Annotated in this window: 28 protein-coding genes; 12 read left to right on the top strand and 16 right to left on the bottom strand. The window is 61.7% G+C overall.

The genetic code is table 11. From position 1 onward, the window contains the following. Window positions 1-6: 6 nt before the first annotated feature. Window positions 7-798 (bottom strand): YfaP family protein, encoded by a 792-nt coding sequence (locus tag F8N80_RS24390; RefSeq protein ID WP_150746822.1) that lies wholly within the window; start codon window positions 796-798, stop codon window positions 7-9. Window positions 799-1,151: 353 nt separating this feature from the next. Between F8N80_RS24390 and F8N80_RS24385 the strand changes: the two genes are divergently transcribed. The 4 genes from F8N80_RS24385 to F8N80_RS24370 all read left to right on the top strand — a co-directional run bounded on the left by F8N80_RS24385 (window position 1,152) and on the right by F8N80_RS24370 (window position 6,315). After that, a complete protein-coding gene (locus F8N80_RS24385) occupies window positions 1,152-1,394 on the top strand; it encodes an exodeoxyribonuclease VII small subunit (RefSeq protein ID WP_064680011.1) in 243 nt (80 codons plus the stop codon). Next, window positions 1,391-2,278, top strand: a complete 888-nt coding sequence (ispA, locus tag F8N80_RS24380) for a (2E,6E)-farnesyl diphosphate synthase (protein ID WP_150784863.1) — start codon at window positions 1,391-1,393, stop codon at window positions 2,276-2,278. Before F8N80_RS24385 ends, ispA begins: the two co-directional genes overlap by 4 nt. A 92-nt stretch (window positions 2,279-2,370) precedes the next feature. Then, entirely contained in the window at window positions 2,371-4,269 is a 1,899-nt protein-coding gene (gene dxs, locus F8N80_RS24375) for a 1-deoxy-D-xylulose-5-phosphate synthase (protein WP_150746820.1), read from the top strand. A gap of 162 nt (window positions 4,270-4,431) precedes the next feature. Continuing rightward, complete coding sequence (locus F8N80_RS24370; protein WP_150784862.1) at window positions 4,432-6,315, top strand: TonB-dependent receptor domain-containing protein; 1,884 nt, start codon at window positions 4,432-4,434, stop codon at window positions 6,313-6,315. Window positions 6,316-6,453: 138 nt separating this feature from the next. Here the strand turns inward: F8N80_RS24370 and F8N80_RS24365 are convergent, their stop codons facing one another. From F8N80_RS24365 to nrdR, 12 genes are all read right to left on the bottom strand, one after another. Further along, the gene (locus F8N80_RS24365; protein ID WP_150746818.1) at window positions 6,454-7,254 is read right to left on the bottom strand and encodes a cobalamin-binding protein; all 801 of its coding nucleotides are present in this window, start codon (window positions 7,252-7,254) and stop codon (window positions 6,454-6,456) included. Further along, a complete protein-coding gene (locus F8N80_RS24360; protein WP_150746817.1) occupies window positions 7,254-7,673 on the bottom strand; it encodes an MFS transporter in 420 nt (139 codons plus the stop codon). Before F8N80_RS24360 ends, F8N80_RS24365 begins: the two co-directional genes overlap by 1 nt. Next, window positions 7,670-8,287 carry a GTP cyclohydrolase II gene (gene ribA, locus F8N80_RS24355; RefSeq protein WP_150746816.1) on the bottom strand — a complete coding sequence of 206 codons (618 nt, stop codon included), beginning with the start codon at window positions 8,285-8,287 and terminating at the stop codon, window positions 7,670-7,672. Before ribA ends, F8N80_RS24360 begins: the two co-directional genes overlap by 4 nt. A 272-nt stretch (window positions 8,288-8,559) precedes the next feature. Next, window positions 8,560-9,297: a substrate-binding periplasmic protein gene (locus F8N80_RS24345; RefSeq protein WP_150784860.1), complete on the bottom strand. Its 738-nt coding sequence runs from the start codon at window positions 9,295-9,297 to the stop codon at window positions 8,560-8,562. 22 nt (window positions 9,298-9,319) lie between these two features. Continuing rightward, window positions 9,320-9,823, bottom strand: a complete 504-nt coding sequence (locus F8N80_RS24340; RefSeq protein WP_150746813.1) for a phosphatidylglycerophosphatase A family protein — start codon at window positions 9,821-9,823, stop codon at window positions 9,320-9,322. Continuing rightward, window positions 9,820-10,785 (bottom strand): thiamine-phosphate kinase, encoded by a 966-nt coding sequence (gene thiL, locus F8N80_RS24335; RefSeq protein WP_150784859.1) that lies wholly within the window; start codon window positions 10,783-10,785, stop codon window positions 9,820-9,822. The genes F8N80_RS24340 and thiL overlap by 4 nt, the downstream gene beginning before the upstream one ends. Window positions 10,786-10,809: 24 nt before the next feature. Next, the gene (nusB, locus tag F8N80_RS24330; RefSeq protein WP_008033741.1) at window positions 10,810-11,310 is read right to left on the bottom strand and encodes a transcription antitermination factor NusB; all 501 of its coding nucleotides are present in this window, start codon (window positions 11,308-11,310) and stop codon (window positions 10,810-10,812) included. Beyond that, window positions 11,307-11,783, bottom strand: coding sequence for a 6,7-dimethyl-8-ribityllumazine synthase (ribH, locus tag F8N80_RS24325; RefSeq protein WP_095668200.1), 477 nt, complete (start codon window positions 11,781-11,783; stop codon window positions 11,307-11,309). Before ribH ends, nusB begins: the two co-directional genes overlap by 4 nt. Before the next feature lie 91 nt (window positions 11,784-11,874). Then, window positions 11,875-12,966: a bifunctional 3,4-dihydroxy-2-butanone-4-phosphate synthase/GTP cyclohydrolase II gene (gene ribBA, locus F8N80_RS24320; protein ID WP_150784858.1), complete on the bottom strand. Its 1,092-nt coding sequence runs from the start codon at window positions 12,964-12,966 to the stop codon at window positions 11,875-11,877. Between the two features lie 30 nt (window positions 12,967-12,996). Next, a complete protein-coding gene (locus F8N80_RS24315) occupies window positions 12,997-13,662 on the bottom strand; it encodes a riboflavin synthase (protein WP_150748813.1) in 666 nt (221 codons plus the stop codon). Window positions 13,663-13,708: 46 nt separating this feature from the next. Further along, on the bottom strand, window positions 13,709-14,842 hold the full coding sequence (gene ribD, locus F8N80_RS24310; RefSeq protein WP_150784857.1) for a bifunctional diaminohydroxyphosphoribosylaminopyrimidine deaminase/5-amino-6-(5-phosphoribosylamino)uracil reductase RibD: 1,134 nt from the start codon (window positions 14,840-14,842) through the stop codon (window positions 13,709-13,711). Beyond that, a complete protein-coding gene (gene nrdR / locus F8N80_RS24305) occupies window positions 14,839-15,303 on the bottom strand; it encodes a transcriptional regulator NrdR (protein ID WP_003228656.1) in 465 nt (154 codons plus the stop codon). The genes ribD and nrdR overlap by 4 nt, the downstream gene beginning before the upstream one ends. A 118-nt stretch (window positions 15,304-15,421) precedes the next feature. On the opposite strand from nrdR, the gene F8N80_RS24300 reads away from it, so the two are divergent. The 3 genes from F8N80_RS24300 to trxA all read left to right on the top strand — a co-directional run bounded on the left by F8N80_RS24300 (window position 15,422) and on the right by trxA (window position 17,608). Then, window positions 15,422-15,880 carry a YbaY family lipoprotein gene (locus F8N80_RS24300; protein ID WP_150784856.1) on the top strand — a complete coding sequence of 153 codons (459 nt, stop codon included), beginning with the start codon at window positions 15,422-15,424 and terminating at the stop codon, window positions 15,878-15,880. Further along, window positions 15,877-16,533 carry a class I SAM-dependent methyltransferase gene (locus F8N80_RS24295; RefSeq protein ID WP_150784855.1) on the top strand — a complete coding sequence of 219 codons (657 nt, stop codon included), beginning with the start codon at window positions 15,877-15,879 and terminating at the stop codon, window positions 16,531-16,533. The genes F8N80_RS24300 and F8N80_RS24295 overlap by 4 nt, the downstream gene beginning before the upstream one ends. A gap of 202 nt (window positions 16,534-16,735) precedes the next feature. Then, window positions 16,736-17,608 (top strand): thioredoxin, encoded by an 873-nt coding sequence (gene trxA / locus F8N80_RS24290; RefSeq protein WP_150784854.1) that lies wholly within the window; start codon window positions 16,736-16,738, stop codon window positions 17,606-17,608. A 47-nt stretch (window positions 17,609-17,655) separates the two neighbouring features. Here the strand turns inward: trxA and F8N80_RS24285 are convergent, their stop codons facing one another. Next, on the bottom strand, window positions 17,656-18,000 hold the full coding sequence (locus tag F8N80_RS24285) for a hypothetical protein (protein ID WP_150748808.1): 345 nt from the start codon (window positions 17,998-18,000) through the stop codon (window positions 17,656-17,658). 135 nt (window positions 18,001-18,135) lie between these two features. On the opposite strand from F8N80_RS24285, the gene F8N80_RS24280 reads away from it, so the two are divergent. From F8N80_RS24280 to F8N80_RS24260, 5 genes are all read left to right on the top strand, one after another. Then, window positions 18,136-18,714, top strand: a complete 579-nt coding sequence (locus tag F8N80_RS24280) for a DUF2796 domain-containing protein (RefSeq protein WP_150748807.1) — start codon at window positions 18,136-18,138, stop codon at window positions 18,712-18,714. Window positions 18,715-18,892: 178 nt separating this feature from the next. Continuing rightward, a complete protein-coding gene (locus F8N80_RS24275) occupies window positions 18,893-19,603 on the top strand; it encodes an ABC transporter ATP-binding protein (protein WP_150784853.1) in 711 nt (236 codons plus the stop codon). A 1-nt stretch (window position 19,604) separates the two neighbouring features. After that, on the top strand, window positions 19,605-20,870 hold the full coding sequence (locus F8N80_RS24270) for an ABC transporter permease (protein WP_150784852.1): 1,266 nt from the start codon (window positions 19,605-19,607) through the stop codon (window positions 20,868-20,870). 11 nt (window positions 20,871-20,881) lie between these two features. Beyond that, a complete protein-coding gene (locus tag F8N80_RS24265) occupies window positions 20,882-21,400 on the top strand; it encodes a DUF3299 domain-containing protein (protein ID WP_150748804.1) in 519 nt (172 codons plus the stop codon). A 250-nt stretch (window positions 21,401-21,650) separates the two neighbouring features. Further along, window positions 21,651-22,349, top strand: a complete 699-nt coding sequence (locus tag F8N80_RS24260; RefSeq protein ID WP_150784851.1) for an OmpW/AlkL family protein — start codon at window positions 21,651-21,653, stop codon at window positions 22,347-22,349. Between the two features lie 147 nt (window positions 22,350-22,496). On the opposite strand, the gene F8N80_RS24255 is transcribed toward F8N80_RS24260, so the two are convergent. Beyond that, window positions 22,497-23,426: an NAD-dependent epimerase/dehydratase family protein gene (locus tag F8N80_RS24255; protein WP_150748802.1), complete on the bottom strand. Its 930-nt coding sequence runs from the start codon at window positions 23,424-23,426 to the stop codon at window positions 22,497-22,499. Next, window positions 23,419-24,303, bottom strand: a complete 885-nt coding sequence (locus F8N80_RS24250; protein ID WP_150748801.1) for a sugar nucleotide-binding protein — start codon at window positions 24,301-24,303, stop codon at window positions 23,419-23,421. Before F8N80_RS24250 ends, F8N80_RS24255 begins: the two co-directional genes overlap by 8 nt. Window positions 24,304-24,429: the final 126 nt, after the last annotated feature.

The following is a 24,429-nucleotide window of genomic DNA, read 5'->3' as shown; positions in this document are numbered from 1 at the left end:
AGATGTTCAATAGTTGAAAGTCTTGACCAGCAGCAGGTCACCGATCGCGCGCAGGGGCACGATGAAGGTCTCGCGTTTCTCGTCGACGGTGTTTTCGTTAATAACCAGGTTGATTTGCGAGGTAATCACCTCGTTCTGGTTACCGCGCTCATCGAAGTTATAGCCGCCGCTGCCGAAGTTGCCCCAATAGTTCACATAAACCAGATAGGTGCCCTGCATCGGCGCGGTCATGGTGAACATTTCCGGACCGGGGCCATCGACGCCATCCGGGTCCAGGCCACCGCCGTTGTTCATCGCCGGGCGCGCCCAGAACGCATGCTGGCCGTCCGGGGTAATGATGTGCAGGTCAAGCTCGGCCTTCGGATCATCCCAACCCAGCACCAGGCGAATCCGCGCCGGCGTGCGCAGGTTGTTGGCTTCATAGAATTGAACGCGCTTGAGCGACTGGCCTTCGGCACTGCGCACTTCGACGCTGTTGGAGCCGGCGCCAAAGGCATACGGCCGGGCGAAACGTCCTTGGTCGTCGGTGTACAGATTGAGGGGATTGCCGTTGACCGCCAGGGTATGGGGCCCGCGCTGGGTGCCGATGGCCTTGAGCTGGCCTTCGATCATCGTGCGATTGCGCTGCACGCCGCGGTCGATGGGCGGCGTGGGATAGGCGACCTGAGGATATTCACTGCGGTCCAGCAGGCCGTTGTAGCGCCAGCCGCCTACCGGTTCCGACAGTTCGGCCGTGGGTTCGGCCTTGGCAGCGGTGGCGCAGACCAGCCCCATCAGCAACAGCAGCCATGAACGCATGTGACGCCTCCTGCCATGCCTGACGAAACCTTGCGCCTGATCCTCGGCGCGTTACAGATCAAAACCCTGCGTTTCGTCTGAAAGCCCCGTGACTGTGGGGTTGTAGAAGACCCGAAGATTAGCCATTCAGCGGTTTTTTAACAATCAGACAGATCTCTATTTGCTGTAGGAATCATGGGATTTGCCGGGCGTGAGCCGAATAGCGAGCTTATTCGGCTCACAAAATGAGCCGAATAACCCAGATCACTCTTGGAGACGCCGCAAACTGCAACTCCCAATACCCCGCTCATTTGCCCATACCCCCCATGTCTGCTAGTGTCGCGCCGGTTTAACGTCAACCGGAATTAGCCGCCATGGCCCGCAAAAAAGCTGCACTGGATTTCGAACAATCGCTCGCTGAACTGCAAACGCTGGTCGAGCGTCTGGAGAATGGCGAATTGTCCCTGGAAGACTCGCTGACGGCTTTCGAGCAAGGCATCGGCCTGACCCGCGATTGCCAGGCGGCGCTGGCCCAGGCCGAACAAAAGGTTCAAGTGCTGCTCGAACGTGATGGCGAGTTGGCCGAGGAACCCTTCGACGCGGATTTGCCAGAATGATTGCAACGTATTCGGCAACCAGCCAGGCCCGTGTCAACGCGGCACTGGAAAGCCTGTTCATCGCGCCAGGCCCCGAGCTTGCACGCCTTTACGAAGCCATGCGCTACAGCGTGATGAACGGCGGCAAACGGGTGCGGCCGTTGCTGGCCTACGCCGCCTGCGAAGCGCTGGGCGGCAAGGCTGAACACGCCAACGGCGCGGCGTGTGCCGTGGAGCTGATCCACGCCTATTCCCTGGTGCACGACGATTTGCCGGCCATGGACGACGACGACCTGCGTCGTGGCCAGCCGACTACGCACAGGAAATTCGACGAAGCCTGCGCGATCCTGGCTGGCGACGGGTTGCAGAGCCTGGCCTTCAGCGCCCTGCTCGATCCGCGCCTGAACACTGCGGGTGCCGAAACCCGCCTGCAAATGGTCAGCGCCCTGGCGCTGGCGGCAGGCCCGGCCGGCATGGTCGGCGGCCAAGCCATCGACCTCGGTTCGGTCGGTTTGAAACTCGATCAAAAAGCCCTTGAGTACATGCATCGGCACAAGACCGGTGCGCTGATCGAGGCTAGCGTCCAACTCGGCGCCCTGGCCAGCGGTCGTGCCCAGAAAGATCAGTTGAAGTCGTTGCAGGCTTATGCACAGGCCATCGGCCTGGCGTTTCAGGTGCAGGACGACATTCTCGACGTCGAAAGCGATACCCAAACCCTCGGCAAACGCCAAGGTGCCGACATCGCGCGGGACAAGCCGACCTATCCGGCATTGCTAGGCCTCGACGCAGCCAAGGCCTACGCCCTGGAATTGCGCGATCAGGCCCTGCATGCCCTGCGACCGTTTGACGCGGCAGCCGAGCCGTTACGCGACCTGGCCCGCTATATCGTCGACCGGCGCAACTGACGGCGTATCCGCCAAGTTAAAACCAACGCGTGGGCAGGGGGCGATGCATCAGGTAAACTGCCGCCTCTTTTATACCTATAACGATTCGCCTGATGCCCACGACGTTTCATGAGATTCCCCGCAAGCGCCCGACCACGCCCCTGCTCGACCGTGCCAACACGCCGGACGGCCTGCGCCGGTTAGGCGAAGCCGAGCTGGAAACCCTGGCCGATGAGTTGCGCCTGGAATTGCTCTATACGGTCGGTCAGACCGGCGGGCATTTCGGTGCCGGCCTGGGCGTCATCGAGCTGACCATCGCGTTGCATTACGTGTTCGACACCCCGGATGACCGTCTGGTGTGGGACGTGGGTCATCAGGCCTATCCGCACAAAATCCTCACGGGCCGTCGCGAGCGCATGGGCACCCTGCGCCAGAAGGACGGCGTCGCCGCTTTCCCGCGTCGTTCCGAGAGCGAATACGACACCTTTGGCGTCGGTCACTCCAGCACTTCGATCAGCGCAGCGCTGGGCATGGCCATTGCCGCCCGCCTGCAGAACAGTGATCGCAAGGCGATTGCCGTGATCGGCGACGGTGCATTGACCGCCGGCATGGCGTTCGAGGCGCTGAACCACGCGCCGGAAGTGAACGCCAACATGCTGGTGATCCTCAACGACAACGACATGTCGATCTCGCGCAACGTTGGCGGGCTGTCGAACTACCTGGCGAAGATTCTTTCCAGCCGCACTTACGCGAGCATGCGCGAAGGCAGCAAAAAGGTCCTGTCGCGCCTGCCCGGCGCCTGGGAAATCGCCCGACGCACCGAAGAATACGCCAAAGGCATGCTGGTTCCCGGCACGCTGTTCGAAGAGCTGGGCTGGAACTACATCGGCCCGATCGATGGCCACGACCTGCCGACCCTGATCGCCACCCTGCGCAACATGCGCGACCTGAAAGGCCCGCAATTCCTGCACGTGGTCACCAAGAAAGGCAAAGGTTTCGCCCCGGCGGAAGTCGACCCGATCGGCTACCACGCCATCACCAAACTCGAACCCGTGGACGCGCCGGCCGCTGCGCCGAAGAAAGCCAGCGGGCCGAAGTATTCCGGCGTGTTCGGCGAATGGCTGTGCGACATGGCCGCTGCCGACTCACGACTGGTGGGCATCACCCCGGCGATGAAAGAAGGCTCCGACCTGGTGGCATTCAGCGAGCGTTTCCCGCAGCGCTACTTCGACGTGGCGATTGCCGAGCAACACGCCGTGACTTTCGCCGCCGGCATGGCGTGCGAAGGCGCGAAACCGGTGGTGGCGATCTACTCGACGTTCCTGCAACGGGGCTACGACCAGCTGGTGCATGACGTGGCGGTGCAAAACCTCGACGTGCTGTTCGCCATCGACCGCGCAGGCCTGGTGGGCGAAGACGGCCCGACGCACGCGGGCAGCTTCGACCTGTCGTTCCTGCGCTGCATCCCCGGCATGTTGGTGATGACCCCGAGCGACGAAAACGAACTGCGTAAAATGCTCACCACCGGCCACCTGTTCGACGGCCCGGCGGCGGTGCGTTATCCGCGCGGCTCCGGCCCGAACGCGACGATCGAGAAAGACCTCGAACCGATCGAAATCGGCAAGGGCGTGATTCGCCGCCAGGGCAGCAAGGTCGCCCTGCTGGTGTTCGGCGTGCAACTGGCCGAGGCGTTGAAAGTTGCCCAGACGCTGGATGCGACCGTGGTCGACATGCGCTTCGTCAAGCCGTTGGATGAGGCACTGGTTCGCGAGATCGCCGGCAGCCACGAGCTGTTGGTGACTGTCGAAGAGAACGCGATCATGGGCGGTGCCGGTGCCGCGGTCAGCGAGTTCCTTGCCCGGGAAAACATCCTCAAGTCGGTGCTGCATCTGGGGTTGCCGGATAGTTATGTCGAACACGCCAAGCCTGCGCAGATGCTGGCGGAGTGTGGGCTGGATGAGGCCGGAATCGAAGCATCGATTCGTCAGCGACTGCAATTGCTGAATATCTAAATATCAGACATACGCAAAACCCTGTGGGAGCGGGCTTGCTCGCGAATGCGGTGGATCAGTCGGCAACAATGTGACTGACCCACCGCATTCGCGAGCAAGCCCGCTCCCACAGGGTTTTGTGCAATCAACGAAATGTCGCTTTAAAGTGCCAACGGACTGCCCATGAAACTCTCCCGCCTCGCCCTGACGCTGACTCTTCTGCCGGCCGGCCAGCTGCTGGCCGACACCTTCGAACGCGATCAAGCCCTGAAGCTGCCGGACGTGCTGATCAGCGCCAACCGCCAGGTCGAAGCCCGCAACGACAGCAGCGCCGCCAACACCGTGTTCACCCGCGAAGACATCGATCGCCTGCAACCGGGCAGCGTCACGGATCTGCTGCGTCGGGTACCGGGGGTGCAGATCGGGCAAACCGGCGGGCGCGGCAGCCTGCCGGGGGTGTACATACGCGGCACCAAGTCGGCGCAGAGCCTGGTGCTGGTGGACGGTCAACGCATCGGCAACTCCACCTCCGGCGACAGCAACCTGCAACACATCAATATCGAGCAAGTCGAGCGCGTGGAAGTGTTGCGAGGCTCGCGCTCGGTGATTTACGGCAGCGACGCGATTGGTGGGGTCATTCAGATATTTACCCGTCGTGGCGGCGAACAAGGTCTGCATCCGCGCCTGCACGTGGGCTTTGGCAGCAACCAGACCTGGGAACGCAGCCTTGGGCTATCCGGAGGCGATGAGCAGACCCGCTTCAACCTCGGCGCCAGTCTCGATGAAACGGCCGGGATCAATCGCACCCATGCGTCTTATCCGAGCGATGGCGATCACGATGAGTACCGCAACAAATCGGTCAGCTTGAGCCTGAGTCACGCCCTCGACGATGACATCGAAATCGGCGCCAATCTGCTCGATAACCGCGGCAAAAGCGCGTTCGACAATCCGTTCGGCCGCTTCGACATGACCACTTTCGAATCGGTCCAGGAGCAACCCTACAACGAATTCACGGTCAGTGGCGTCAGCAGTTACCTTGACGCGAAGATCAACGATGTGTGGAAAACCCGCGTCGAAGTCGGTCACAGCGAAAACCGCGAGAAGACCCTCGACACGCTCAGCGAGGAGCGCAGCGTGTTCAACACCTATCGCGACTCGGTGAACTGGCAGAACGATTTGACCCTCGACGAGCGCAACAGCCTGATCCTCGGCGGCGACTGGTACGAAGACCGCATCAATAGCAGCACACCCTTTGACGAAGACAGCCGCTGGAACCGCGCGGCGTTTATTCAACATCGGTATCAGGCGGACAGCTTCTCTACGGAACTGGGACTGCGTCGCGACCAGAACCAGCAGTTCGGCGGCCAGAACAGCTGGAGCGGCACCTTCACTCTGCCGCTGAACCCGGACAACGATGTGCTGCTGACCTACAGCGAAGGCTTTCGCGCGCCGACCTTCAATGACCTGTACTACCCGGACTTCAGCAACCCGGATCTCAAGCCCGAGACCTCGAAAAGCTATGAGCTGCAATGGCGCAGTCAACTGACTGAAAGCAGCCGGCTGGAAGCTTCGCTGTATCGCACGGATCTGGAAGACGCGATTATTTTCGGCAGCAACTCACGCCCCCAGAACGTTGCCTCGGCGCGGATCAATGGGTTTGAAGCAGCATTGAAGCAGGAGCTGTTCGGTTGGCAGAGCAACCTCGGCATCGCAATCATCGACCCAAGGGATCGCGACAGCGGTCACACATTGGCCCGTCGTGCGCGACGGACCTTGAGCCTGGATCTGGATCGGCAGTTCGACCGCCTGGGCTTCGGCGCCAGCTGGCAAGCGGTGAGCAGCAGCTATGACGACGAGAACAATCAGCAGCCGTTGGGTGGGTATGCCTTGCTGGGGTTACGCAGCAGCTGGGCGCTGAATCGCGAGGTCAAGCTTGAGCTGAAGGTGGATAACCTGCTGGACAAGGGTTACAGCCGGGCGCTGTACAGCCATGACAGTAGTCAGTATGGGTATCGCGAGGAAGGTCGGGCGTGGATGTTCGGGGTGACCTGGACGCCGGAGATCTGATCAAGGATTTGCGGTGCGTTAACCGGCCTCTTCGCGAGCAAGCCCGCTCCCACATTTGCTCTGTGTCGGCCACAAAATGTATGGCTGATCTCGATCCAATGTGGGAGCGGGCTTGCTCGCGAAGCAGGCACCTCGGTCTCAGCGGTCAGGCGAAATCAACTGACAAAGCTTGGCCGTCGCCTCGATCATCTGCCCACTCGGCCGCTCCAGGCCTTTGTCCGTCAACAACAGCAACTGCCCCCGCACCACCGCCACCACCTGCGGCCACACCTTCCACGCATCGAGCTGCGCCTGATCACCGGCCAGAATCACCTCGGGATTGCGCTGCAACACCGCTTCGATACTGACCTGCGGCGCCGGCAATGCCAGGTCGGCGAACACATTGCGCGCGCCGCACACCTCTAGCGCATCACTGATGATCTGCCCGCCGCCAACGGTATACAGAGGCCGATCCCAGACCTGGTAAAACACCCGCAACGGCTCATCCCGACGATAGCGCTGACGCAACGAATCCAGTTGCTGACGCAAATTCCCAGCCAATGAAACACCACGCTGCGGCCTGCCGAGTTGCGTGGCAATCGCCTCGATCTGCGCGGTGAGTTGTTCGAAGTTGTGGGGTTCGGCGACGTAGGTCGGTATGTTCAGCCGCTTGAGTTGCTCACGCTGGGCCGGGCCGACACTGCCGGGCCAGAGCAGCAGCAAGTCGGGTTTCAGGCTGAGCAATCGCTCCATGTCCAACTGACCATAGCGGCCAACGGAAGGGATATCTTTGAGTTCAGCTGGACGCTCACCGGCATCCAGCACACCCACCAGAAGATCGGCTGAACCCAGTTCGACGACGATTTCGGACAGCGACGGCGCCAGGCTGACCACGCGCTCGACCGCAGTCGCCGAGCCGCTGACGGTGAGCAGCAACACCGCCAGCCAGACGCTGCGCATCAACCGAGTTGACGCGGAATACGGTAGAGGTAGAACAGTACCAGGGTCGACAGCGCCAGCAGCATCAGCGGCACTGCTTCAAGGCCGACGAATACCGCCAACGCACCGATCCAGGCCGGCAGGCTGGCGACCAGGAAGGCCGTGCGGCGCTTGGCGGCCAGGGCAATCCAGGCGGAAGGTTCTTCAGGGGTGTCGAGGGCTTTCTGGGTGGCGATCAGCCCGTGCTTGTAGCCACCAAAGAATTTCAGGCTGACAAACATCGAGGCCACACCGGCGATGAACAATGGCATCGCCAGCTCCGGCAGGATCGCCTCGCCCTGGCCAAACACGCCGTTGATCACGAACAGTGGCACCAGGGCAAGCGCCAGGTATTGCCACCAATTGACGGACAGTCGCCGCCGCACCTGACCGCGGGTCACGCCCGGTCTACCTCACCCTGGTGCTCGTTGCCCATCATGTGGTCGAGCTTGCTGGCCTTGGTGGCCAGGTAGAGCTTGTTGTGCGGATTGTGGCCGGTGTGCAACGGTACACGCTCGGCGACCACGATACCCATGTCGGTCAAGGCTTTGACCTTGCGTGGGTTGTTGGTCATCAAACGCAGGGATTCCACGCCCAGGTGCTGCAGCATCGGCAGGCACATGGCGTAATCGCGCTGGTCGGCGGCAAAGCCCAGGCGTTCGTTGGCTTCGACGGTATCGGCACCGCCATCTTGCAACTCATAGGCGCGGATCTTGTTCAGCAAGCCAATGCCACGGCCTTCCTGACGCAAGTAAAGCAACACGCCCCGGCCTTCGCGGGCGATGGCCTGCAAGGCTGCTTCGAGCTGCGAGCCGCAATCGCAGCGCTGACTGAACAAGGCATCGCCCGTCAGGCATTCGGAGTGCAACCGGCCGAGTACCGGGGCTCCATCGATGAACTCACCCAGGCTCAGCACGACGTGCTCGCGCCCGCTCTCCTCATCGAGAAAGCCGTGCATGGTGAATTGCGCAAACGGCGTTGGCAGCTTGGAAGCGGCGACAAAAACGACAGGCACCGGTGTGCTCCTGATCTATAGGTACTGGAGATTCGCAGACGCGGCATTGTAACAGCAGGTTCCAGCAGACGCTTAGGCTGAATTATGGGGCATAACGATCAAAATGTTTGATCTTAACCACGCCCCGCCCTTCTCCTGTGGGAGCGGGCTTGCTCGCGAAGACGGTGGCTCAGTCAATAATGATGTCGCCTGACACACCGCTTTCGCGAGCAAGCCCGCTCCCACAGGGTCGGAGGCACCCCAGGTAAGTCCTCGCAGCCGCATGATCGGGATCAATTCGAATCAAACGGATAAGGCTGCTTCCAGCGCTCGAAAATCGGTTTCAGCCGGCCGCTTTTCACCAGCACATCCATGCGCTGGTCGAACAACGCCATCAACGCACGGGCCCTGGGCGTATCGGCGAAGCACAGGTACAGCGGCAGTTCCGCTATATGGGTACGACGAAACTGCGAGGGATCCCTGGCCCGCTTGACGACGTAGTCGACCTCAGTCAGCGCATCAATGTAAAAGTCGGCGCGATTGTGAACCAGCATCGACAGGATACCGGTACGCCGCAAGACTTCGTTGTAGCGACGCACGTTGGGCAGGTAGTCCTGATAATCGTAGCCGCGGACCCAGGCCAGTCGGTAGTTGCCCAGGGTTTCCGGGGTCGGCGCCGGGTTGCTGGACAGACCCAGGGCATAGATGTGATCGGTATCGAAGCTCCAGCGGGGATACAGCAGGTCGCTGGCCTCGTCACGATAGGAGCCGACACAGGCATCCACTTCGCCCCGCTGGGCCAGGCCCATTGAGCGCACGTAAGGCTCGGTACGGATATCCAGCTTGACTCCGGCCGGCTCGAACACTTCGCGCAACACATCCCAGCCCAAGCCGTGACCGTCGGCGGCGGTATAGTCTTCCCAGTCTTCGCTGGCCAAATGAATCACGGACGGGATCGCCGGCGCCTCCATCGCCTGAGCAAGCGCACCAAACATCGCCAACACCATCACCAGCAACCAGCGTCGAGCCATCCTTAGTCCCCTGTTCCGCCACTCAGGCGAAAATCCATACCAGCCCCTGCATCGCCAACCACGCAAACACCCCGGCCAGTACGTCGTCGAGCATGATCCCGACGCCACCATGCACATGCCGGTCGATCCAGTGAATCGGCCACGGCTTGAGGATATCGAAGAAACGGAACATCAGAAAACCTGCCAGCAACCAATACCAACCTTCCGGCACCAGCCACAGGGTGATCCACATCCCGACCATTTCGTCCCAGACGATGCCTTCGTGGTCGTGTACCCGCAAATCGTCCGCCACCTTGCCGCACAGCCAGAAGCCGAACAGCATGGTGATGCCCAGCATCAGCCAGTACCCCCAGTCGGGCAGCATCTGCCATAACGGAATAAAGGGTAGCGCAACTAACGAACCCCAGGTGCCCGGTGCTTTGGGCAGAGTGCCCGAACCGAAGCCGAACGCCAGGAAATGCCAAGGGTTGCGCCAGACCGAGGGCGGTACGAATTCCGCCGGGACTTGATTGGGATGATCTGTCACGGTGTCTCCCGAAAATGTTGATAACCCCGGGTTTGCGGGGTGATGTCCTGTCCGTCGGCATCCAGCAAAGTCACGCCCTGCCCTGCGATGACTCGTCCGACCACATGGATCGGCCAGCCGTCGGCCATCAGTTGTGGCAACTCGACGGACGGCAAGGTGAAGGCCAGCACGTAATCGTCACCGCCGCTGAGAGCTGCCGCTTCGGCGCCCGACTGACCGAGCAAGGCCACTAAAGGCTTCGACAACGGCAAACTGTCCCGTTCAACCTGAATGCCGGCCTTCGATGCGAGGGCGATGTGCCCACAGTCGGCGAGCAGCCCGTCGGAGATGTCCAGCGCCGAGGTCGCCTTGCCCCGCAACGCCATGCCCAGCCCAAGCTGCGGTTGCGGCGACCAGTAATGCGCCAGCAGCGGATCGGCAATGGCCGCTTCAGCCGTACGCTGGCCGAGCACCAACGGCAAGGCGCCAGCGGCATTGCCCAACTCACCGCCAACGCACAACAAATCGCCTGGCTTCGCACCGCTACGGGTCAACGCCAAACCACTGGGCACACGCCCGAACACGGTCATGGTCAGGCTCAAGGGCCCACGGGTGGTATCGCCGCCGACCAGTGCCACACCGCAACTTTGCGCCATAAGGTTCAAGCCACGGGCGTAGGCATCCAGCCAATCGGCGGTTACCGTCGGCAAGGTCAGGGCAAGGGTAAAGGCGATGGGGGTGGCGCCCATGGCCGCCAGGTCGCTGACAGCCACGGCCAGCGAGCGCTGGCCGAGCAGAAACGGGTCGCAAGGGTCTGCGAAATGCACACCGGCCACGAGGGTGTCGGTGGAAATTGCCAACTGCTCCCCAGGGGGAACAGCCAGCAAGGCGCAGTCATCACCGATCCCCAGAGCAACGCCCTCGCCGCCCTGCGCACAGGGCGCGGCGGCGAAGAAATTGCGGATCAGCTCAAATTCGCCCATCAGGACACTGGATTCAAGCGCCGATCAGCGCTTGAATGCCTTCACTTCAGCTTCACGCAGACGCGGGGCCAGTTTGTCGAGTACACCGTTGACGAACTTGTGGCCGTCGGTGGAGCCGAAGACTTTCGCCAACTCGATACCTTCGTTGATCACAACGCGGTACGGCACGTCGACGCGCTCGAGCAGTTCCCAGGTGGACAGGCGCAGAACCGCCAGTTCAACCGGGTCCAGCTCTTCGATGGTCAGGTCCAGGCAAGGCTTGAGCGCCGCGTCGATCTTGTCCTTCTGCGCCGGAACGCCGTGCAGGATTTCACGGAAGTAGGCACCGTCGACATCGCTGAAATCGTTATCGACCCGGAACTGCGCTTCGATCTCGTTCAGCGATTGCTTGGCCATGTGCCATTGGTAAAGCGCCTGGGTCGCGAGCTGACGGGCTTCGCGACGCTTGACGCTTTTCGATGGCTTGCCGGCATCCGCAGGCTTTGGATCGCGCGGGTTGAAACGATCGCTTTCGTCGCTAATCACTTGGCCTCCAACTGCGCCAGCAGGCTGACCATTTCCAGAGCGGACAGGGCAGCTTCAGCACCTTTGTTACCGGCCTTGGTGCCGGAACGTTCGATAGCTTGCTCGATGGAATCGACGGTCAGGACGCCGAAAGCGACCGGTACGCCGAACTCCATGGACACCTGGGCCAGGCCCTTGGTGCACTCGCCCGCCACGTATTCGAAGTGCGGAGTGCCACCACGAATGACCGCACCCAGGGCGATGATGGCTGCGAACTCGCTTTTCTGAGCGACTTTCTGCGCAACCAGCGGGATTTCGAAGGCGCCAGGCGCACGGATGATGGTGATGTCGCTTTCGCTCACGCCATGGCGAACCAGGGCATCAACTGCACCGCTGACCAGGCTTTCAACCACGAAGCTGTTGAAACGGCCCACTACCAGAGCGTAGCGGCCTTTAGGGGCGATGAAGGTACCTTCGATGGTCTTCAGGGTCATTCGTTAGATCTCTTAAAGAGCCGGAACGCGTTTTCTACGCGTCCCTCAGTGATTTGTTAACCGCGAATACAGGCCCGCAAACTGCCGGTCATTATTCGGAGGGCACGTATTCTACAACTTCCAGATCGAAACCGGATATCGCATTAAATTTCATCGGCGCACTCATCAGGCGCATTTTGCGCACGCCCAGGTCCCGAAGGATCTGCGAACCGGCACCGACGATGCTGTAGGTGGTCGGTTTTTTCGCCGGTGCGTGCTCCGCGGTTTCACGGATGTGTGCCAGCAACACGTCGCCATCGAGCGGGTGACCGAGCAACAGCACCACGCCGCTGCCGGCCTCGGCGACCGCGGCCATGGCGGCGCGCAGGCTCCAGCGGCCAGGTTGCTTGACCATCAACAGGTCGCGCAGCGGATCCATGTTGTGCACCCGAACCAGGGTCGGTTCTTCGCCGCACACGGTGCCCAGGGTCAGGGCCATGTGCACGTCGCCTTCCACGGAATCACGATAGGTCACCAGGTTGAATTGGCCCAGTTCGCTGTCCAGCGGCTGCTCGGCAATCCGCTGAACGGTACGTTCGTGGATCATCCGGTAGTGAATCAGGTCGGCGATGGTGCCGATCTTGATGTTGTGTTCGGCAGCAAACGCTTCCAGTTCCGCACGGCGGGACATGGTGCCGTCGTCGTTCATCACTTCGCAGATCACCCCGCTCGGCTCGAAACCGGCCATGCGCGCCAGGTCGCACGCCGCTTCGGTGTGGCCGGCACGGGCCAGGGTGCCACCAGCCTGGGCCATCAGCGGGAAGATGTGACCGGGGCTGACGATGTCTTCAGCCTTGGCGTCTTTCGCAGCAGCGGCCTGCACGGTGCGCGCACGGTCGGCGGCGGAGATGCCGGTGGTCACGCCGGTGGCCGCTTCGATGGACACGGTGAACTTGGTGCCGAAACCGGAACCGTTGCGCGGCGCCATCAAGGGCAGCTTCAGCAGTTCGCAGCGTTCGCGGCTCATCGGCATGCAGATCAGGCCACGGGCATGCTTGGCCATGAAGTTGATGTGTTCAGGCTGGCAGCATTCGGCGGCCATGATCAGGTCGCCTTCGTTCTCGCGGTCTTCGTCATCCATGAGGATGACCATCTTGCCTTGGCGGATATCTTCAACCAGCTCTTCGATGCTATTGAGCGCCACAAGGCACCCCCCTTCTTTCAAAATTGAGTTTCAGGAATTGAGGTAGCCGTTCTCGGCCAGAAAGCTTTCAGTGATGTTCCCGGACTTTGTAGGCTCTGCGGCCTTGTCGCCCAGTAACAGGCGTTCCAGGTAACGGGCCAGCAAGTCCACTTCCAGATTCACCCGGCGACCTGGCTGGTACGACGCCATGATGGTTTCGCTCAGGGTGTGGGGAATGATCGTCAGCAGGAACTCGGCGCCATCGACCGCGTTCACGGTCAGGCTGGTGCCGTCGACGGTGATCGAGCCCTTATGGGCGATGTACTTGGCCAGTTCTTTCGGTGCACGGATGCGAAATTCCACGGCACGGGCGTTTTCGGTACGGGCAACCACTTCGCCCACGCCATCGACGTGACCGCTGACCAGGTGCCCGCCGAGGCGAGTGGTCGGGGTCAGGGCTTTTTCCAGATTGACCGGGCTGCCGCTTTTCAGGTCATTCATGGCGGTGCAGTCGAGGGTTTCGCGACTGACGTCCGCGGCAAAGCCGTTACCCGGTAATTCAACCGCAGTCAGGCATACGCCGTTGACCGCAATGCTGTCGCCCAGTTTGACGTCGCTCAAGTCGAGCTTGCCGGTTTCTACGTGTACCCGCACATCTCCGCCTTTTGGGGTCAATGCACGAATACTGCCGATGGATTCGATGATGCCGGTAAACATGGAGTCCTCCTCGAGAACAAAGCCGTCGCGTGGCGCAGGCCGGGAATTATACGCTCGCTGCTGGCGAAGGAATGGCGATGACTCGCCAGTCATCGCCCACGGCGCGAATTTCGATGATTTTAAGCTCGGGCGCATCCTTCATTTGCGCGAGCGGCCAATCCAGCAACGGGCGCGCAGACGAACCTAAAAACTTGCCCGCGATGAAAATCTGAAACTCGTCCACCAGACCTTGCCGAGCGAAAGCCCCGGCCAGACGCGGGCCCGCTTCGACCAACACTTCGTTGACGCCACGATGGGCGAGCTCGACCAGCAGTTTACGCAAGTCGACCAGGCCATCGTCGCCGGCCACGACCAGGCATTCCGGGCCGTTGGCGTATTGCTCTTCGATGGCCATGCAGGTGGCGACCAGCGCCGGGCCGGCCTTGAAGAACGGCGCATCCAGCGGTACACGCAAACGGCCGTCGATCAGCACGCGCAGCGGCGCACGACTCATCGCCAAAGCAGTTTGCTCGGCGTCCAGACCCAGCTCATCGGCACGCACGGTCAAGCGAGCGTTGTCCGCCAGCACCGTGTCGGCGCCGGTCAGCACCACGCTGGCCTGTGCGCGCAGGCGTTGTACCGCCGAACGCGCCGCTGTGCCAGTGATCCACTGGCTTTCGCCGCTGTGCATCGCCGTGCGACCGTCCAGGCTCATGGCCAACTTGACCCGCACGAACGGCAAACCGTGTTCCATGCGTTTGAGGAAGCCTTCATTGAGCTTGCGCGCCTCGCCTTCCAGCACGCCGCTTTCGGTCGCGATGCCGGCCTGGGCCAGGCGTTGCAGGCCACGACCGGCGACTTCCGGGTTCGGGTCCTGCATCGCCGCGACCACACGGGCGACACCGGCATTCACCAGCGCATCGGCGCAGGGCGGCGTGCGGCCGTGATGGCTGCAAGGTTCGAGGGTCACGTAAGCCGTGGCGCCCCGCGCCTTGTCGCCAGCGGCGCGCAGGGCGTGGACTTCGGCATGGGGTTCGCCGGTGCGCACATGCCAGCCTTCGCCGACGATCTGTCCGTCACGCACGATTACGCAGCCGACCCGAGGGTTGGGGTGCGTCGTGTAGTGACCTTTGCGCGCCAGTTCCAGGGCACGGGCCATGTAGTGGGCGTCGAGGATGGCAAGTTCTGGGAACGTAGTCATTCTTTCACCGGCTCACGGGCCAGGCGATCGATCTCTTCGCGGAACTCGTTGAGGTCCTGGAAGCGGCGATACACGGAGGCGAAACGAATGTAGGCGACTTCGTCGAGCTTTTGCAGCTCGGCCATCACCAGTTCACCGACCACGAGGGATTTGACCTCGCGCTCGCCGGTGGCGCGCAGTTTGTGTTTGATGTGCACCAGCGACGATTCCAGGCGCTCGACACTCACCGGGCGCTTCTCCAGCGCACGCTGCATGCCGGCGCGCAGTTTTTCTTCGTCGAACGGCTGGCGGCTGCCGTCGGTTTTGATCAGGCGCGGCAACACCAGTTCAGCAGTCTCGAACGTCGTGAAACGCTCGCCGCAGGCCAGGCATTCGCGCCGGCGGCGCACCTGTTCGCCCTCGGCGACCAGACGCGAGTCGATGACCTTGGTGTCGTTGGCACCGCAGAAGGGACAGTGCATGGTGGCAGGCAACAAAAAAAGGGAGGGCCATGGTAGCGCATCCCCGTGGCAAGACAAGCCATAGGCTTTGCGGTATACAGACTGGCTATCCATGGATTTCACCTTGCCGGAGCCGCCAATGTCGTTACGACCGCTCATTTTGCTTACTCTTTTCAGCCTGCTGGTGGCCTGTAGCAGCGATCCGTCCCAGCCTCCGACGCCCGGTCCCGCGCCAGAACAGGCGCAGAAGAAAGCCAAGGAGTCTGCCGACCTCGGCCCGTTGCCCGCGCATCAACGTGAATTGAGCGGCACCTTGCACGGCGTGCCGGCCGGTGCTGAAGTCGAATTGGCGCTGCTGGTAATCGACAACCAGGACCGCCCGCAACAATTGCTCGCCAGTTCCAGCCTGATCGGCACCAACCAGGTGTTGCCCTTTCGCCTGCGTTTCAACCCGGAATCCTTTCCGGCAGGTGCCCGCGTTGAACTGCGTGGCCGCGCCAGCCAGTCCGGTCAGTTGATTTTGCACCTGCCGTCGCAAGTGATCAGCCAGCCAACGACTCAGGCGATGGGTCAACTGCAATTCGTCAAAGCACCATGATTGCACCGCGCGACCTGCAACAGGCCTTGGCCGGACTGCTCGGTGATGCGCAGCTGGTGGCCTGTGCCTTGCCGGATACCGAACTGAAGCTTTGGCTGATCGACGGCGACAACATGGACCGCGCCTTCAGCCCGGAAGAAACCCGGCGGATTCTGCATGAGCCGCCGTACTGGAGTTTCTGCTGGGCCAGCGGGCTGGCGGTGGCGCGCTATCTCGCCCGATTCCCTGAATGGGTCAAAGGCAAGCGGGTGCTGGATTTCGGTGCCGGCTCCGGGGTGGCGGGGATTGCCGCAGTGAAGGCCGGGGCGTTGGAAGTGGTGGCTTGCGACCTGGATCCGCTGGCGATTGCCGCGTGTCGGGCGAATGCCGAACTCAATGAGGTACCGCTCAGCTACTCGACGGATTTTTTTACTGAGGCGGATCGGTTCGATCTGATTCTGGTGGCGGACGTGCTGTATGACCGGGCCAATCTGCCGTTGCTCGATGCGTTTCTGAGTCGCGGCCGGGAAGCATTGGTGGCGGATTCGCGGGTGAGGGATTTCAGGCACCCGCTCTATCAGCGCATCGAGATGCTGGAGGCGATGACATTGCCCGATCTGGCGGAGCCGGAAGAGTTTCGGCATGTGAGCCTGTACCACGCGCGGCGCGGCTAAAAATCTTCGCGGGCAAGTCGGATCGCCGCACCGCCGCTCCCACAAGTTCGGCGGTGTTCTCAAGACCGACGCTGAACCTGTGGGAGCGTGGCTTGCCCGCGAAGGCGCCCGATCAGGCAACGCACCTCCCAATGCCCCACCCTTCCGGCCACACCCCACCAAGCCGTATAGTTGTCCCATCCAAGCTTTTACGAGATCCCCCATGAGCCAGGAAACGCCGTACATCTTCGACGCCACGACTGCCGACTTCGAGCAATCGGTGATCGAGAACTCTTTCCACAAACCGGTGCTGGTGGATTTCTGGGCCGAATGGTGTGCGCCGTGCAAGGCGCTGATGCCAATGCTGCAAACCATCGCCGAGAGCTATCAGGGCGAGTTGCTGCTGGCCAAGGTCAATTGCGACGTCGAGCCGGACATCGTCTCGCGCTTCGGCATTCGCAGCCTGCCGACGGTCGTACTGTTCAAGGACGGTCAGCCGGTGGACGGTTTTGCCGGTGCGCAACCGGAATCCGCAGTCCGCACGATGCTTGAACCTCATGTGCAGATGCCGCCGCCTGCGGCCGCCGATCCATTCGAACAGGCTCAGGCACTGTTCGATGACAGCCGCTTTGCCGACGCCGAAGCCACCCTCAAAGTCCTGCTGAGCGAGGACAACAGCAATGCCCGCGCGCTGATTCTCTACGCGCGCTGCCTTACCGAACGTGGTGAACTGGGCGAAGCGCAAACCGTGCTCGACGCGGTCAAGAGCGATGAGCACAAGGCTGCCCTGGCCGGTGCCAAGGCACAGATCCAGTTTCTCGGCCAGGCCAAAGACCTGCCGGATGCGGCGGACCTGAAAGCGCGCCTGGCGAAAAACCCGCAGGACGATGAAGCGGTGTACCAACTGGCGATCCAGCAGTTGGCCCGCCAGCAGTACGAGGCGGCGCTGGATGCCTTGCTCAAGCTGTTCATCCGCAACCGCAGCTACAGCGAAGGCTTGCCGCACAAGACGTTGCTGCAGGTCTTCGAACTGCTGGGCAACGCTCACCCGCTGGTGACCACGTATCGTCGCAAGATGTTTGCTGCGCTGTACTGAGGGTCACCGACAAACCGCGTCATCGTTCATCGCCAGCAAGCCGGCGCCTACAGCCAGCGGTACAGCGGCGTATCCCCGCCGCTCTCTACCTTCACATCCGGGCAGTGACGCAACCGCACCAGCAAGCGCTTGCCCGACGCCGCGCTGCCGGTCAATCCTTCAAGCTGCTCCAGCAAATCCGGCCCACTCAACTGCCCGGCCTTGCGCAGCAGGTCCTTGGCAATCTGCCACAGCGCCTCATCCTGATTCACAGATTTGGCCGGCGCAGCACTGGCCTCGGCCTCGGGCTTGCTCACCTGCAACTGCGCTCCCAGCCGCGCCCAGTCAGCGTCATCCAGCTCCAGCGTCAAATCCACCGGCCAGTCGCCGATGCTTCCGCGTATACGCAACATAAGTCTGCTCCTGCACATTTCTGACCCACATGCTCCCATGGGACTTGTGTAACGCCAAGCGGGCGGTCAAACTCTCCATGCGCACGTTATAAGATTACATAACATATTATTCATTTTGCTGACCGGAGATCCGCCATGCGCCGCCTGCTGCTCGCTTTGCCGTTTGCCCTGTTGCCACTGGCTGTCGCCCACGCCGCTGACGAACACGACCATGAGCACGGCAGCCTTGGCGCCCACGAACACGGCGTCGGTCGCTTGAATGCAGCGCTGGACGGCCAGAACCTGGAACTGGAGCTGGAAAGCCCGGCGATGAACCTGGTGGGTTTCGAACACGCCGCCGCCACCGACGCCGACAAGGCCAGGGTCGCCGCGGTCCGTGCGCAGCTTGAGAAACCGCTGGAGCTGTTCAACCTGCCAAAAGCCGCTGGCTGCGTGGTGGCGACCCAGGCACTGGAAAGCCCGTTGTTTGGCGGCAAGCCGGATGCCGATGATGATCACCATGAAGACGCCAAAGATGAGCATCACCATGACCACAGTGAAATCCATGCGCATTACCAATTCAGTTGCTCGTCACCGGGTGCGCTGAAGACCCTGGACCTGGCGAACATCTTCAACGTCTTCCCGGCGACCCGGAAAATTCAGGTACAACTGATCAGCCCGAGCGGGCAGCAAGGGGTTGAGGTGACGGCCAAGGCGGCTGCCCTGAAATTCTGATCCAACCCATCCCTGTAGGAGCGAGCGGTGCGGCGATCCGACTTGCCCGCGAAGGCGTCCTGACAGTCGATATATCCGTTGAATGTGATGGCCTCTTCGCGGGCAAGTCGGATCGCCGCACCGCTCGCTCCTACAGGGGGCGGGGTGTTGAATGTGAGATTGAGACAAGTACCTAAATATGACCCAAGCACTCATCGAATTGTCCGACCTGGGCTTCAGCTGGCCCGGTCACCCGCCGCTATTGGATATCCCGGCGTTTCGCCTGGAACCGGGTGAAACCCTGTTCCTCAAAGGCCCGAGCGGCAGCGGCAAGACCACCCTGCTCGGCCTGCTCGGTGGCGTGCAAAAGCCGGATCGCGGCAGCATTCGCCTGCTCGGCCAGGAACTGACCGAGCTTTCTGCCAGCGCGCGCGATAAATTCCGCGTCGATCATACCGGCTACATTTTCCAGCAATTCAATCTGCTGCCGTTTCTCTCGGTGCGCGAGAACGTCGAGCTGCCCTGCCACTTTTCCCGACTGCGTGCCGAACGGGCGATCCAGCGCCACGGCAGCGTCGATCAGGCCGCCGCTACCCTGCTCGCGCATCTGGGCCTGAAGGATGAAGGCATCCTCAGCCGCCGCGCCGATTCGCTGTCCATCGGCCAACAGCAACGGGTCGCCGCCGCACGGGCGCTGATCGGCCAGCCGGAACTGGTGATCGCCGACGAACCGACTTCGGCCCTGGATTACGACGCCCGGGAGCATTTCATCCGCTTGCTGTTCGCCGAATGCCGCGAAGCCGGAGCGAGCCTGTTGTTCGTCAGCCACGACCAGAGCCTGGCGCCGTTGTTCGATCGCAATCTGTCGCTGGCCGACCTCAATCGCGCCGCCATCCCGTTCGAGGTTTGAGATGTATTTGTTCCGTCTAGCCCTGGCCAGCCTGGCTAACCGTCGCTTTACCGCGATCCTCACCGCGTTCGCCATCGCCCTGTCGGTCTGCCTGCTGCTGGCCGTGGAGCGGGTGCGCACCGAGGCCAAGGCCAGTTTCGCCAGCACCATCAGCGGTACCGACCTGATTGTCGGCGCCCGTTCCGGCTCAGTGAACTTGCTGTTGTACTCGGTGTTTCGCATCGGCAATGCCACCAACAACATCCGCTGGGACAGTTTCGAACACTTCGCCAACAACCCGAAAGTGAAGTGGGCGATCCCGATGTCCCTCGGCGACTCCCATCGCGGTTATCGGGTGATGGGCACTACCGAGGCGTACTTCGAACATTATCAGTACGGCCGTCAGCAACACCTGCAACTGGCCGGTGGTCGCGCCTTCGCCACTGATCCGTTCGAAGTGGTGCTCGGTGCCGAAGTCGCCGACGCGCTGCACTACACGCTGGGCGACAAACTGGTATTGGCTCACGGCGTGGCCGTGATCAGCCTGGTCAAACACGACGACAAACCGTTCACCGTGGTCGGCATTCTCAAACGCACCGGCACCCCGGTAGACCGCACGTTGCACATTAGCCTCGGCGGTATGGAAGCGATCCATGTCGATTGGCACAACGGGGTGCCGGCGCGCGGTAACGGTCGGATCAGCGCCGATCAGGCGCGCAACATGGACCTGACGCCGCAAGTGATCACCGCGTTCATGCTCGGCCTCAATAGCAAGATTTCGACCTTTGCCCTGCAGCGCGAAATCAATGAATTCCGTGGCGAACCGATGCTGGCGATCCTGCCGGGGGTGGCGCTGCAAGAACTGTGGAGTTTGATGAGTACGGCTGAAAAGGCCCTGTTCGTGGTGTCGCTGTTCGTGGTGCTGACCGGGTTGATCGGCATGCTCACCGCCATTCTCACGAGCCTCAACGAACGGCGGCGCGAGATGGCGATTCTGCGCTCGGTGGGCGCCCGGCCGTGGCACATCGCGACCCTGCTGGTGCTGGAAGCGTTTGCGTTGGCGCTGTCGGGGGTAATAGCCGGCATGGCGCTGCTCTACATAGGCATCGCCGCTGCCCAGGGTTATGTCCAGGCGAATTACGGCTTGTATCTGCCACTGGCCTGGCCAAGCGAATATGAATGGATGCTGCTCGGTGGCATCCTGAGCGCTGCGTTGCTGATGGGCAGCGTGCCGGCCTGGCGCGCGTATCGCCAATCCCTGGCCGATGGCCTGTCGATCCGACTATGAGGACGTTAATGATGCCCCGCGCTCTGCTTGCGCTGTTGATGCTGGTCGCCCTGCCGCTGTGGGCGGCCGCGCCGAAAGACCTGACCTGGTCGGAAATGATCCCGCCGGACGCCGCACCGGAAGTGCCGAACATGACGCCGCTGCACGACCTGTCGCAAATGGGTGACGCGCTGGCTGCAGAATCGGCACCCGCGGCCAGGCAGGACCTGCCGAATGCGCCGGTGGTGAAAACCCTCGACGGCCAGAACATTCGCTTGCCAGGCTACATCGTGCCGCTGGAAGTCAGTGAAGAAGGTCGCACTACAGAATTTTTGCTGGTGCCCTATTTCGGCGCCTGCATTCATGTACCGCCACCGCCGTCGAACCAGATCGTGCATGTGAAAAGCGAAGTCGGTGTGAAGCTCGATGAGTTGTATCAGCCGTACTGGATCGAAGGCGCGCTGCAGGTCAAGGCGTCGACCAGCGAGCTGGCGGATGCGGGGTATCAGATGGCGGCGGACAAGATTTATGCGTATGAGCTGCCGGAGTGAACCCGGTAGTGATGTGTCGCCTACAAGTCAGCCATCGAGGGCAAGCCCTCTCCCACAGTGTCCTGCTTAGCTCATCAAATATTGTGTTTTCAATGAAGATCCCTGTGGGAGCGGGCTTGCCCGCGAAGAGGCCCTTGAAGGCACCCACACAATAAGATCATCACAGTTTCATTGAGCTGAATCAAAAGACCGTATCAGACGCCTCCGTACCATTGGACATCGAACATTTTCAACGTCCTTTGGAGCCCCAATGCACAAGCCCTTGCTCAGCGCTTCGCTGTTCGCCCTCGCGCTCGCAGCGCCGCTCGCCTTTGCCCATGACGCCGGCGACATCATCGTTCGTGCCGGTGCAATCACCGTCAACCCGACAGCCGACAGCTCCAGCGTCAAGGTCGATCAGGGCCCGCTGGCGGGTGCCGACCTGGGTGGCAAGGCCACCATGAGCAGCGACACGCAACTGGGCCTGAACTTCGCTTACATGCTCGACAGCCAGTGGGGGATCGAGCTGCTCGCGGCCTCGCCGTTCGAACATGACGTGAAGCTCAAGGGCACCGCCCTGGGTGCGGCCAACGGCAAACTCGGCAGCCTGAAACACCTGCCGCCAACCTTGAGCCTCGTGTACTACCCACTGGACGCCAAGTCGGCGTTCCAGCCGTATGTCGGCGCGGGGATCAACTACACCTGGATCTTCGATGAACACGTCGGCAGTGAAGCCAGCGCCAACGGCTTCAGCAACTTCAAGGCGAAGAATTCCTGGGGCATGGCGTTTCAGGTCGGTGCTGACTACATGCTGACCGACAATGTGATGATCAACGCCCAGGTGCGCTACATCGACATCGATACCACTGCGACGGTGGAAAATAACGCAGTCGCACAGGGCACCCGGGCCAAGGTCGATGTCGACGTGGATCCGTTCATCTACATGGTCGGGCTCGGTTACAAATTCTAAGCCCCCTTCGCGAGCAAGCCCGCTCCCACAGTTGATCGCATTCCCCTGTGGGAGCGGGCTTGCTCGCGAAGACGTCAGCCCAGACTACAAAAATCCAAAAGTAAAGAAAGGCGCCTCAACAGGCGCCTTCTCATCGCCGCGAACACACTAGCGTCCCAGCAACCGCGCCAGACCAACGCGCAGCGGGGTCTGCTGCGGATAGGTAAAACGCTCGAGCAAACGCTGGTTGTTCGCCCGTGAATGGCGGATGTCACCGGAGCGCGCAGGGCCGTAGCTCACGGGCGGCAACTGACCGACCACCGCCTCCAGCGCTTCAAGCATTTGCTTGAGGGTGGTGGCCTGATTCCAACCGACATTGACCGCGCCGACTTCGACCTGTGGTTTCTCGAGGGCTTGCACCAGCAAGTCGACCAGGTCTTCGACGTAGACAAAATCACGCGTCTGCTCGCCATCACCGAACACGGTGATCGGCAGGCCTTTCTGCGCACGCTCGCTGAAAATGCTGATGACCCCGGAATACGGCGAGGATGGATCCTGACGCGGGCCGAAGATGTTGAAGAAGCGGAAGATCACCGGCTCCAGAGCATGCTGGCGACGGTAGAAATCGAAGTAATGCTCGCTCGCCAACTTGTCCGATGCGTACGGCGTCAACGGGGCCTTGGGCGTATCTTCGTCGATCGACTCGCCTTCGCCGTTATTGCCGTAGACCGCCGCGCTGGACGCAAACAGTACGCGCTTGACGCCGGCCTGGCGCATGGCTTCGCAGACATTCAGCGAGCCAATGAAGTTGCTCTGGTGAGTCTTCACCGGATCGTCCACCGACGCCTGCACCGAAGCCACCGCCGCCAGGTGTGCGACCGCACTGCAGCCGACCATCGCCCGCGCCACCAGCGCCGCATCGGCAACGTCACCCGGAATCAGTTCGAGCTTGGGGTTATCCAGCGGCAAATTACTGCGCTTGCCGGTGGACAGGTCATCGAGAATCCGCACCGAATGGCCTTTGGCGAGCAAGGCATCAGTCAGGTGCGAGCCGATGAAACCGGCACCGCCGGTGATTAAAACAGGGCCGTCAGCCATGGCGATAAAACCTATCCAGTAAGCCCGGGAGTGCCGCGCGCCAGGCGCGGGGTTTGATGCCGAACGTGTGCAGAATCTTCTTGCAGGCCAGCACCGCGTGTTGCGGTTCCTCGGCGGCATCCGGGCGCGCGGCGTGAGCCTGGGCGGTCGGTGCTTCGATGGCCAGCGGATGCAGCGCGCGGGCTTCGGTGAGAATCGCCTGCCCCAGCGCCAGCGGCGTGGTCGCCTCATGCCCGGCGTAATGATAGGTGCCCCACAGCGGCGCCGCGCAATCCAGTTGCTTGAGCACCGAAATGATCACCCGGGCAGCGTCATCCACTGGCGTCGGATTGCCCCGACGGTCATCGGCCATCAGCAGTTCTTCGGGCGTTTCCGCCCGCGCGAGGAAACGCCCGAGGGTGCCGTCGGGACTGTCATCGAGCAGCCAGCCGAAACGCAGCAGCACATGCTGCGGGCAGGTGGCGCGTACGCTTTTCTCGATCCGCCACAAGGCCTGACCGCGCAGGCCCAGGGGCACCGGTTCGTCTTTTTCGCTGTAGGCCGTCGCCCGGGAGCCATCGAACACACGATAACTCGACGGTTGCATCAGAACGATGTTGTGATGCTGGCACAGCTCGGCCAGACGCTCGATCGCCCGCTCCTGCGCGGCCAGACGTTGCTCGCTGACCGCCTCCGCCTGGAACCAGTCGAAGTAGTAGGCAAGGTTGATCAGCGCGTCCGGGCGGGTGTCGTCGAGCAGTTGCGTCAGGCTCGCAGCATCCCAGCCGTCTTGCGGTGGGCGGGGGGCGAGGAAGCCGATGTCTTCCTCCGCACCGAGGCGAATCAGCGCCTGCCCAAGGGCATTTCCGCCGCCCAGTAACATAAGGCGCATTCGCATAGAGTCAGCAGGCCCAGTCTGATTGGAACAATGGCTTATCGACACTGCGCGCGGGCAATGTCGTCGATAGTGCCGGAATCGTTGCATTTTGCGGGTTTAGAGCGCAACCGTCATCCGTAAAGTGTA

The organism is Pseudomonas fluorescens, assembly GCF_902497995.1.
Lineage (GTDB): Bacteria > Pseudomonadota > Gammaproteobacteria > Pseudomonadales > Pseudomonadaceae > Aquipseudomonas > Aquipseudomonas fluorescens_BK.
This window is presented reverse-complemented; position numbering and strand designations above follow the sequence as displayed.